Below are 10,393 nucleotides of genomic sequence, written 5' to 3'. Positions count from 1 at the left end.
CACCGAGGCCCTTGCCATGGCCGCCTCAGGCAGGATCGCCGACGCCAAGACGGGGATCCTGCTCCAGCACGTCCCCGCGTCGGCCGGCGTGCCGCCTCAGGCGTGAGCCGCCTCCGGCGGGCGGGCCGGGGGGGGCCAGGGACTCCATGAGGCGGGCGGGGCGCCCCCGGGGCCCGCCATTGCCGAGCGCGTCATCGGGCTCGCTCGCCGCGACCTCGCACAGGTCGATGCCGAGCGAGGCCAGTGCCGCGCGCACCTCCTCCGTCAGCGAGAGATTGGCGACGGCATCCTCGAGCAGCCGCCCGACCAGGAATTCCATGGAGAGATAGGCGACCTCCCTGGTCTCGTCCGGCAGGCCCCGGCGGGATTCGAGCCACAGGTCGGCTACCCGGTCGCGGATGGCGAGGGCGGTCGCGAGGAACCAGTCGCGCGGCCGCGCCTCGTCGGGGGAGAGCGCGGCTGCATGGTGCAGCTTGTCCAGGATCGCTTCGCGCATCCGCGCGGCGCCGGGCTCCAGGGGAGGCGAGGGGCGCGCCTTCGTCGTCGGGATCGTCGAGTCCATTCCCTTCCCGTGCGATGTCCGGGGAGAGTCTAGGCGCCTTGCGGACTTCCGGCAATTTCTGCCTGCCACGTCGCGCAGGGGAGCCATGCCCTTGAGGTGGCCGGCCCGCGCCTGTAGCGACGAGCCATGTCCGTGCCCTTCGCCTATCCTCATCCGACCCCGCCCGCCTTCGGCGGGACGGTCGAGGTCGCTCCGGGGCTTCTCTGGGCGCGGCTGCCGCTTCCCTACCGGCTCGACCACGTCAACGTGTACCTGATCGAGGACGGCGACGGCTGGGCCGTGGTCGATGCCGGCATCGGCACGCAGGCCACCATGGAGGCATGGGAGAAGCTGCTGGCCGGCCCGCTCGCCGGCCGGCGCCTGACCCGCCTCATCGTGACGCATATGCATCCCGACCATGTCGGGGCCGCGGGCTGGCTGATCGACAGGTTCGGCCTGCCCCTCGACATGACCGAGACCGAATATCTCCAGGCTCTGCTGCTCACGATCGACCCGGCCTCGCTCGGCCGGGAATTCTACCGCCGCTTCTATGCCGATAACGGCCTCGGCCGGGAGGTCACCGACGCGGTGATGACGCTCGGCCACGACTATCTGCGCCGGCTGACCGGCCTGCCGCAGGATTTCCGCCGCGTCATCGCGGGCGACCGCCTGATCATCGGCGGGCGCAGCTTCGACGTCCTCACGGGCGGAGGCCATTCCTCGGAGCAGATGATGCTCTATTGCGCGAGCGAAAAGCTGTTCCTCGCCGCCGACCAGGTGCTGCCGCGCATCTCGCCCAATGTGAGCGTCTATCCGCGCGACCCGATGGGCGATCCGCTCGGCATCTACCTGCGCTCGCTGCGCAGCCTCAAAGCCGCCATCCCCGACGACGCCCTCGTCCTTCCGGGCCACGATCTCCCCTTCACCGGGCTGCATGGCCGGCTGGACGACATGATCGCCCATCACGAGGAGCGCTGCCAGGAGATCGTCGCGGCCTGCCGCGAGACGCCCCGTTCCGCGTCCGAGCTGGTGCCGGTGGTGTTCCACCGGCCGCTCGACGCGCACCAGACCGGCTTCGCCTTCAGCGAGATCCTGGCGCATGTGAATTATCTGATGCGTCGCGGGCGGCTCACGGTGCAGGCCGGCCCGGACGGGATTCGCCGCGCCGCCGCCCTCTGAGGCGGGTTCCACCGCAGGAGATGCCATGACCCTCCACGACGAAGCGGCCCACGAAGTGCGGCTGGAACGCCTTGCGGCGGTCGCGGTGCGCACCGGCCTCGGGCTCCGGCCGGGCCAGGAACTCGTCCTGACCGCGCCGCTCGATGCGGTTCCGCTCGCCCGTGCCATCACGCGCGAAGCCTATCGCGCCGGCGCCTCGCTGGTGACCTTGCTCTATACGGACGAGGAAGCCGCGCTCGCCCGCTTCCAACTCGCTCCCGACGCCGCCTTCGACACGGCGCCGGGCTGGCTCTACGAGGGCATGGCCGCGGCCTTCCGCGCGGGCGCGGCGCGCCTCGCCATCGCCGGGGACGACCCGAGCCTGCTGGCCGGGCAGGATGCGGAGAAGGTGGCCCGCGCCAACCGCGCCCGCTCCAGGGCCTATGTGCCGGCGCTGGAGCTGATCGCGGGATTCGCCACCAACTGGACGATCGTCTCGGCCGCGACTCCGGCCTGGGCCCGCGCCGTGTTCCCTGGCGACGCCGGGGAGGTCGCGGTGGCGCGGCTGTGGGATGCGATCTTCAAGGCGTCCCGTGTCGACGGACCGGACCCCGTCGCCGCCTGGGCGCGGCACAATGCGGACCTGCGCCGGCGCACCGAGGAGCTGAACGCGCGCCGCTACGCGGCCTTGCGCTTCACGGGTCCGGGCACGGATCTCACGGTCGGCCTCGCCGACGATCACGAATGGCACGGCGGCGCGACGACGGCGAAGAACGGCATCGTCTGCAACGCCAATATCCCGACCGAGGAGGTCTTCACGACGCCGCATAAGTTGCGCGTGTCGGGCCATGTCGTCTCCACCAAGCCCCTGTCCTACCAGGGCACGCTGATCGAGGAGATCCGCGTGCGCTTCGAGGAGGGCCGGATCGTCGAGGCGCATGCGCGCCGGGGCGAGGAGGTGCTGCGCAAGGTGCTGGAGACGGACGAGGGGGCGGCGCGCCTCGGCGAGGTGGCGCTCGTGCCTCATTCCTCGCCCATCGCCGCCTCCGGCCTCCTCTTCTACAACACCCTCTTCGACGAGAACGCGGCCTGCCACATCGCGCTCGGCCAAGCCTATTCGAAATGCATCCGGGGCGGCCTCTCGATGAGCGAGGAGGAACTGGTGGCGCGCGGCTGCAACCGGAGCCTCATCCATATCGACTGGATGATCGGCTCCGGCGCCGTCGATATCGACGGGATCGGAGCCGACGGGACGGCGACGCCCGTGATGCGCCGGGGCGAGTGGGCCGCCTGAGCGGCCCCTACGCTGCCTCCGGGGCGAGGCCGCGCTGGCGCAGCAGCGCCTCGGGGGAAGGCAGCCGGCCGCGGAAGAGCGTGTAGGCTTCGTCCGGCTCGCGAAGGTCCCCGGCCGAATAGACGTAGTCCTTCAGCCGCGCGGCCGTCGCGGGATCGAAGGCGTCGCCTTTCTCCTCGAAGGCGGCGAAGCCGTCCGCGTCCAGAACCTCCGACCACATGTAGCTGTAATAGGAGGAAGCGTAGCCCTCGCCCGAGAAGACATGCGTGAAATGCGCCGTCCGGTGGCGCATGGTGATGGCCTCGGGCATGCCGATCGCCCGCAGCGAGGTCGCCTCGAAGGCGTCGACATCGAGATTGTCGGCCGAGGGCAGGAGGTGGAAGTCGAGGTCGACGAGGGCGGAGGAGACGTACTCCACCGTCGCGAATCCCTGGTTGAACTTGCGCGCCGCGTGCAGCTTGGCGATCAGCTCCGGCAGCATCGGCTCGTCCGTCTCGCAATGGCGGGCGAAGCGGGCCAGGACCGAAGGCTCCTCGGCCCAGTGCTCGTAGATCTGCGAAGGGAACTCGACGAAGTCGCGCGGCACCGAGGTCCCCGCGATCGAGGGATAGGTGACGTTCGAGAGCAGCCCGTGCAGCGCGTGGCCGAATTCGTGGAAGAGCGTGCGGGTGTCGTCGAAGGAGAGCAGCGTCGGCTTGCCCTCCGCGCCCTCGGCGAAGTTCATCACGTTGACGATGACGGGACGGACCACGCCGTCGAGCTTCCTCTGGCGGCGGAAGGCGCTCATCCAGGCGCCCGAGCGCTTCGAGGGACGGGCGAAATAATCGCCGAGGAAGAGGCCGACCATCACGCCGTCGGCGTCCCTCACCTCCCAGCTCCGCACCGCCGGATGGTAGCGCGGCAGGTCGTGACGCTCGGTGAAGGAGAGGCCGAAGAGGCGGCCCGCGCAATCGAAGGCGGCCTCGATCATCCGGTCGAGCGTGAAATACGGCTTCAGCGCCGCGGCGTCGAAATCGTAGCGCTCCTTGCGCACGCGCTCGGCATAATGGCGCCAGTCCTGCGGGCCGACCCGGATGGCCGCTCCGTCGCGGTCGGCGAGGTCCTGGAGGTTGCGCTGCTCGGCGAGGGCGAGGTCCCGGGCCGGCGCCCAGACCTTGCGCAGAAGATCCTGCGCCGCCTCGGGCGTCTTCGCCATCGTGTTTTCGAGCCGGAAATGGGCATAGCTCGGATAGCCGAGGAGTCGCGCCCGCTCGGCTCGCAGCCGCACGGTCTCCGCAACGATGGCGCGGTTGTCGGTCTCGCCGCCGTTCTCGCCGCGCCGGATCCAGGCTGCGAAGGCGCGCTCGCGCAGGTCCCGGCGGGTCGAATATTGCAGGAAAGGCTCGATGAGCGAGCGCGCGAGGGTCACGACATGGCCCGGAAGGCCGCGCTCCTCGGCCGCCTGCCGCGCCGCGGCGCGCAGGAAATCGGGCAATCCCGCGAGGTCGGCCTCGGTTTCGAGCGGCAGCACGAAGTTCTGCTCGTCGGCGAGGACGTTCTGGCCGAAGCGCGTGCCGAGCGTCGCGAGGCGCTCGGCGATCGCCGCGAGGCGCGCCCGCTCCGCCTCGGGCAGGCCCGCGCCTTGCCGGCGGAAGGCGCGGTGATGGTTCTCCAGCACCCGCCTCTGCTCGGCATCGAGCCCGAGTTCGGGGGCCTGCTTCATCACGGCGTCCACGCGGCGGAACAGGGCCGGGTCCAGGCTGATCGCGCTCCAGTGCCGCGCGAGCATCGGCGAGGCTTCGCGCTCCACCGCCTGGAGCGCCTCGCTCGTATGGGCGCCGGTCAGGTTGTAGAAGACACAGGTCACCCGCTCCAGCTTGCGCCCGGCCCGCTCCAGGGCCGCGATCGTGTTCTCGAAATCGGCCGGTCTCGCATCGTCGCGGATGGCGGCAATCTCGGCCAGATGCTCGGCGCAGGCATCTTCCAGGGCCGGCTTGAAATGCTCGGGCGTGATCAGGTCGAAGGGCGGCAGGCCGTGGGGCGTGTCCCAGGGCGCAAGGAGGGGATTGGAGGTCATCGGCGGGAGGTGGCATGGCGGGCCATGTCCCGCAAGATGATCGGGGCGCCGTTCCGCTCCCGTTCACCAATGGCGACGCATAGACGACGATGCCCGGACCGGCGGATCGCCCGTCCCGATACGCGGAGTCCTGATGTATCCGAAGCCGCAAGCCTCGCTGAAGCCCAATACCCTCGCCTTCGAGATGCAGCCGCTGGTCAAGCCCACGGGATTTCGCGAATACGATGCGCGCTGGTGGTTCGGCCATCCGGGCTCCGACAAGGCGCCCGAGCTGAACCTGATGGGCGTGCAGGCCCTGGGAATGGGGCTCGGCACGATGCTGGGGCGGCTCGGCGTCAAGCGCGAGATCGTCACGGGCCACGATTTCCGCGCCTATTCCTCCTCCATCAAATATGCGCTGGTCACGGGGCTCCTGGCGGCCGGCTGCAAGGTCCACGATATCGGCCTCGCCATGTCGCCGATGGCCTATTTCGCGCAATTCGCGCTGGACGTCCCGGCCGTCGCCATGGTGACGGCCTCGCATAACGACAATGGCTGGACGGGCGTGAAGATGGGCGCGCAGCGTCCCGTCACCTTCGGCCCCGACGAGATGACGCAGCTCAAGGAGATCGTGCTCGCGGCCGATTTCGACCTTAAGGGCGGCGGCTCCTACGTCTTCGTCGAGAACTTTCCCGACCGGTATGTCGCGGACCTGACGAGCCGTCCGAAGATCAAACGCAAGCTCAAGGTGATCGCGGCCTGCGGCAATGGCACGGCGGGCGCCTTCGCGCCGCGCATCCTGGAGGCGCTGGGCTGCGAGATCGTGCCGCTCGATGCCGAGCTGGACCACAGCTTCCCGCGCTACAACCCGAACCCAGAGGACATGGAGATGCTCCATGCCATGGCGGCGGCGGTGAAGGAGCACGGGGCCGATGTCGGGCTCGGCTTCGACGGCGACGGCGACCGCTGCGGGGTCGTCGACGAGACGGGGCACGAGATCTTCGCCGACAAGATCGGCGCCATGCTGGCCCGCGACCTGACGCGCGTGCATGGCCCCTCGCAATTCGTCGTGGACGTGAAATCGACCGGCCTCTTCCTCACCGATCCGGTGCTGAAGGAGCTGGGCGCGAAGACGGATTACTGGAAGACCGGCCATTCCTACATCAAGCGCCGGGTCAAGGAGCTGAACGCGCTGGCGGGTTTCGAGAAATCCGGCCATTTCTTCTTCAACGCCCCCGTGGGGCGCGGCTATGACGACGGCCTCGTCACGGCGATCGCCGTCCTCGACATGCTCGACCGCAATCCCGGCAAGTCGATGTCCCAGCTCTACGCCGAGCTGCCCAAGACCTGGGGCTCGCCGACCATGTCCCCCCATTGCGACGACGAGAAGAAATATGCCGTCGTCGAGAAGGTGGTGAAGCGCTTCGAGGAGATGAAGGCGCAGGGCGCGAAAGTCGCCGGCCAGGCGATCCGCGACCTCGTCACGGTGAACGGCGTGCGCGTCGTCGCCGAGGATGGGACCTGGGGCCTCGTGCGCGCCTCTTCCAACAAGCCGGAACTGGTGGTGGTCGTCGAATCTCCCGTCTCGGAGGCGCGGCTGCGCGAGATGTTCCAGGCCGTCGACGCCGTCCTGCGCGAGAGCCCGGAAGTCGGCGCCTACAACCAGACGATCTGAGGCGAAATCCGGCAGGTCGTTCCGGCCGGGGCCGCCCTCGGTGATGGAGGCGGCGTCTCAGATTTCGGCGGCCTCCTTGCGGCGATTCTTGCGCCGCAGCAGCAGATAGCCCGCCAGGAGGACGAAGAGCGCTCCCGCGATCTCGCCCGGCAGTTCGAGCGTATGCAGGCGCGCCTCGCCGACGCGATCGAGGAGGGCCGGATCCGTCAGGATCATTTCCAGGGCGACCCAGCCGAGGAGCGCCGCGCCGGCCCAGACGAGGATCGGAAGCTTCTCCAGCAGCATCATGATCAGGCTGGCGCCGGCCACGATCAGCGGGATCGAGATCAGCAGGCCGATAATGAGAAGGAGGGTGGAATCCTTCGCCACCCCTGCGATCGCCAGGACGTTGTCGAGGCTCATGATGGCATCGGCGATCGCGATCGTCTTCACCGCGTGCCAGAGCTTGTCGGATTCGGCGATGCTGCCATCCCCCTCGTCCTCGCCCGGGATCAGCTTCACGGCGACCCAGAGCAGGAGGAGTCCCGCCATGATCTTCAGATAGGGGACCGACAGGAGCGAGGCGACGAGGACGGTGAAGACGACGCGCAGCGCGACGGCCACGCCTGCGCCCAGGATCATGCCGAGCCGCTGCTTGTCGGCCGGCAGGCCGCGGCAGGCGAGCGCGATGACGACGGCGTTGTCGCCCGACAGAATGATGTTGATCCAGATGATCTCGAACAGCTTCAGGGCGTGAGGACCGAGCATTTCCATCAGGAGCGACCGGAAGTGGCGGGCATGGGATGCCCCGTGAGGACGAAACGGGATGGATGCGGGCGGCCTTGTCCGAACCGGGCCGCTGGGAAAGAAAGGACGAGGGCTCCGGCCAAGCCGAGGCGAAGGTGCGCCATGGCTGTTTCCGATCTCTCGGCCAGAGATAGCGCACGAGGCCGGCGTGTCAAACATGCGCGTCGTGGCGGCCGCTCCCTCGGGGGAAGGTTCCCCTTGTCATTCCCGGCAGTCCGAAGGGCCGGAAAGGGAATCCAGGAGGGTTCGCAGGAGGCTCTGGATCTTCTTTCCCTCCGCTTCGCTCCGGCCGGGGATGACAGGGAAGGCGCCTCCCCTGGCCACGCGCAGGCGCGCCGAGGCTTCAGTTGCGCTCGTCGGGTGCCGGGGGGAGGGGATGGACCTCGATTCCCTCCTCGATCAGCGCCTTGGCTTCGCGGGCCTCCGCCTCGCCATAGATCGAGCGGTGCTCGATCTCGCCGTAATGCATCCGGCGCGCCTCGTCGGCGAAGCTCCTGCCGACGTAATCGGCATTTTCCGTCACATGCGCGCGCAGGGCCTGAAGCATGGTCCTGACCGCCTTCTCCTTCTCCGACAGGAGGGTGACGGGTCCTGCCGCCTCGGGCTCGGCCGCCGGGGGCGGCGTCGCTTCGGCGGGGGCGGCGGCGCGGTTGCCCTTGCGGCCGAGCGAAGGAGCCATGAGCGCCTTCTCGACCTTCGGGCTGCCGCAGACGGGACATGAGAGCAGGCCGCGCGCCCGCAGCCCGTCGAACGCCTCGCCGGACGGGAACCAGGATTCGAAATCGTGGCCTGCCTCGCAGCGGAGGCTGAAGCGGATCATCTCACAGGCACCGGAACGCGGCCCCCCGGGCGAATATAAGGTGGCTGAGTTCCCGTTACGGCCCTTGCCGGGCAGCGGCAAGCGGTCGCCCTGCCTGCCGCAGCACCTCGACCCGGAACGGGCGGCCGTTCCGAAGGGCGGGGATGCGGGCGCGGGCCTCGGCGACGAGCGGGCGCTCGATCCGGGCCATGACGAGGCCCGGATCGCTCCCGCCCTCGGCGAGGACGCGGCCCCAGGGATCGACGATGATGGAATGGCCGTAGCTCTCGCGGCCGTCCTCGTGCCGGCCGCCCTGGGCGGCGGAGATCATGAAGGAGCCGGTCTCGATCGCCCGCGCCCGCTGGAGCACCTGCCAATGGGCCTCGCCGGTCTGGCGCGTGAAGCAGGCCGGCGCCGTCAGGATTTCCGCCCCCGCCTCGGCGAGGGCGCGGTAGAGGCCGGCGAAGCGGATATCGTAGCAGATCGACAGGCCGATGGTCCCGAGCGCGGTTTCCACCACCACGGCGCGGGAGCCGCCGTCATAGCTGTTCGATTCGCGCCAGGATTCGCCGTTCGGAAGATCGACGTCGAAGAGATGGACCTTGTCGTAGCGGGCGAGGATCTCCCCCTCCGGCGAGATCAGGAAGCCGCGATTGGCCAGCCGCTCGCCCGAGGTCCTGAGCGCGAGCGAGCCGATCTGGAGCATCACGCGCGTCTCGCGCGCGACCTCGCGCAGGGCGGCGAGGGTCTCGTCCCGGTCTTCCGTCGCTGTCTTTTCGAGGATCGCGGCCCGGTTCCGGTCGGCGATGTTGGTGATCTCGGGCGTCTGCACGAAGGCCGCCCCGGCCGCGGCAGCCTCGCGGATCAGGCGAGAGGCCGCGTCGCGGTTCGCGCCCGGATCGCGGCCCGAGCGCATGGTCGCGCAGGCGGCGACGAACGACTCTTCCATGGCCGAATCCCTCAGGCGGCGAGGAGCGGGTCCAGCTCGCCCCGCGCGTCGAGGGCGGAGAGGTCGTCGAAGCCGCCGACATGGCGCTCGCCGATGAAGATCTGCGGCACCGTGGTGCGTCCGCCCGAACGCTGCACCATCTGCGCCTTCTCCGCCTCGCGTCCGGTGATCTCGACCTCCTCGAAGGCCGCGCCCTTCTCTGAGAGGAGCTGCTTGGCGGCCGCGCAATAGGGACACCAGCTCTTCGTGTAGATGGTGATGGGCGGCATCGGCGGTTCACCTTGCAAAAATCCATCATATCGTCGGCGTGCGCCCCGCAAAAGCGTCACGAATCCGGCACGACGCGCGCGAAGGAGAGGAGGTCGACGGCCAGCGCCCCGCCGCGCAGGAGGGCGCGCGAGGCGGCATTGGCGGTCGCGCCCGTGGTGACGACGTCGTCCACGAGCAGCACGCGCCGGCCCTCCAGCTGCGCCCGCGCCTCGGGCGGCACCCGGAAGGCGCCTTGCAGGTTCGCCCCGCGCTGGCTCTTCGTCAGCCCGACCTGCGGCGCCGTCCGCTTGACGCGCAGCAGCAAGGCCGGGTCGAGCGGCTTTCCGGATATCTCGGACAGGGGCCGCGCAAGCTCCATCGACTGGTTGAACCGCCGCCGCCAGAGACGCGTCCGGTGGAGCGGCACCGGCACGATCACGTCGCAATCGCGCGCGAGTTCCGTCCCGGCCCGCGCCAGCATCACGCCGAGCGCGCGGGCCGTGTCGAGCCGGTCCGCATATTTCAGCCGCTGCACGAGAGTCCGCGCCGTCTCGTCGTAGCGGGCGACCGCCCGCGCCCGCGCATAGACGGGAGGATCGGCGATGGCGGCCGGCGAGACGAGCGACAGGCCCAGATCGACGGCGAAGGGCGTGCCGAGCCGCTCGCAGAACGGGCGCTCGATGAAGCGCAGCCCGGCCCAGCATTCCGGGCAGAGCCCGTGGGGCGTCCCGACTGCCCGTCCGCAGGCGATGCAGGCCGGCGGATAGACGATCTCGACCAGCGCCGACAAGGCGCGCCGGAGGGGCGAGAGGGAGAGGGCGGCCATCGCGCCGCCGAGCTTCGCCCGCCGCGGCGGCGGCGTCCAGCCGTTGCGGCGCGGCATCGGGCATGAGAAGCCATGAGGCGG

General features: G+C 69.7%; 10 protein-coding genes. 3 read left to right on the top strand and 7 right to left on the bottom strand.

The genetic code is table 11. From position 1 onward, the window contains the following. Positions 1–25: 25 nt before the first annotated feature. Complete coding sequence (locus tag PKD06_RS07175; protein ID WP_324379041.1) at positions 26–562, bottom strand: hypothetical protein; 537 nt, start codon at positions 560–562, stop codon at positions 26–28. A 126-nt stretch (positions 563–688) separates the two neighbouring features. On the opposite strand from PKD06_RS07175, the gene PKD06_RS07170 reads away from it, so the two are divergent. Together PKD06_RS07170 and PKD06_RS07165 are read left to right on the top strand one after the other, a co-directional pair. Next, positions 689–1,720: an MBL fold metallo-hydrolase gene (locus tag PKD06_RS07170; RefSeq protein WP_324379039.1), complete on the top strand. Its 1,032-nt coding sequence runs from the start codon at positions 689–691 to the stop codon at positions 1,718–1,720. Between the two features lie 25 nt (positions 1,721–1,745). Further along, positions 1,746–2,993, top strand: a complete 1,248-nt coding sequence (locus PKD06_RS07165; protein WP_324379036.1) for an aminopeptidase — start codon at positions 1,746–1,748, stop codon at positions 2,991–2,993. 7 nt (positions 2,994–3,000) lie between these two features. Here PKD06_RS07165 and PKD06_RS07160 read toward each other — a convergent pair whose 3' ends face one another. Then, positions 3,001–5,049 carry a M3 family metallopeptidase gene (locus PKD06_RS07160; protein ID WP_324379034.1) on the bottom strand — a complete coding sequence of 683 codons (2,049 nt, stop codon included), beginning with the start codon at positions 5,047–5,049 and terminating at the stop codon, positions 3,001–3,003. A gap of 133 nt (positions 5,050–5,182) precedes the next feature. On the opposite strand from PKD06_RS07160, the gene PKD06_RS07155 reads away from it, so the two are divergent. Further along, a complete protein-coding gene (locus PKD06_RS07155; RefSeq protein WP_324379032.1) occupies positions 5,183–6,703 on the top strand; it encodes a phosphomannomutase/phosphoglucomutase in 1,521 nt (506 codons plus the stop codon). A 57-nt stretch (positions 6,704–6,760) separates the two neighbouring features. Here the strand turns inward: PKD06_RS07155 and PKD06_RS07150 are convergent, their stop codons facing one another. The 5 genes from PKD06_RS07150 to PKD06_RS07130 all read right to left on the bottom strand — a co-directional run bounded on the left by PKD06_RS07150 (position 6,761) and on the right by PKD06_RS07130 (position 10,312). Beyond that, on the bottom strand, positions 6,761–7,456 hold the full coding sequence (locus tag PKD06_RS07150) for a TerC family protein (RefSeq protein ID WP_324379030.1): 696 nt from the start codon (positions 7,454–7,456) through the stop codon (positions 6,761–6,763). Positions 7,457–7,832: 376 nt separating this feature from the next. Further along, positions 7,833–8,309 (bottom strand): DUF1178 family protein, encoded by a 477-nt coding sequence (locus PKD06_RS07145; protein WP_324379029.1) that lies wholly within the window; start codon positions 8,307–8,309, stop codon positions 7,833–7,835. A 55-nt stretch (positions 8,310–8,364) separates the two neighbouring features. Next, positions 8,365–9,237: a carbon-nitrogen hydrolase family protein gene (locus tag PKD06_RS07140; protein WP_324379027.1), complete on the bottom strand. Its 873-nt coding sequence runs from the start codon at positions 9,235–9,237 to the stop codon at positions 8,365–8,367. Between the two features lie 11 nt (positions 9,238–9,248). Beyond that, complete coding sequence (gene grxC / locus PKD06_RS07135) at positions 9,249–9,506, bottom strand: glutaredoxin 3 (protein ID WP_324379024.1); 258 nt, start codon at positions 9,504–9,506, stop codon at positions 9,249–9,251. Positions 9,507–9,562: 56 nt separating this feature from the next. After that, positions 9,563–10,312 (bottom strand): ComF family protein, encoded by a 750-nt coding sequence (locus tag PKD06_RS07130; RefSeq protein WP_324379047.1) that lies wholly within the window; start codon positions 10,310–10,312, stop codon positions 9,563–9,565. Between the last annotated feature and the right edge of the window lie 81 nt (positions 10,313–10,393).

The sequence above is a fragment of the Enterovirga sp. genome, from assembly GCF_035325185.1.
In the GTDB taxonomy this organism is placed as follows: Bacteria; Pseudomonadota; Alphaproteobacteria; order Rhizobiales; family Beijerinckiaceae; genus Enterovirga.
Note: the sequence above shows the minus strand (reverse complement) of the source record. Positions and strands in the feature narration are given on the sequence as shown.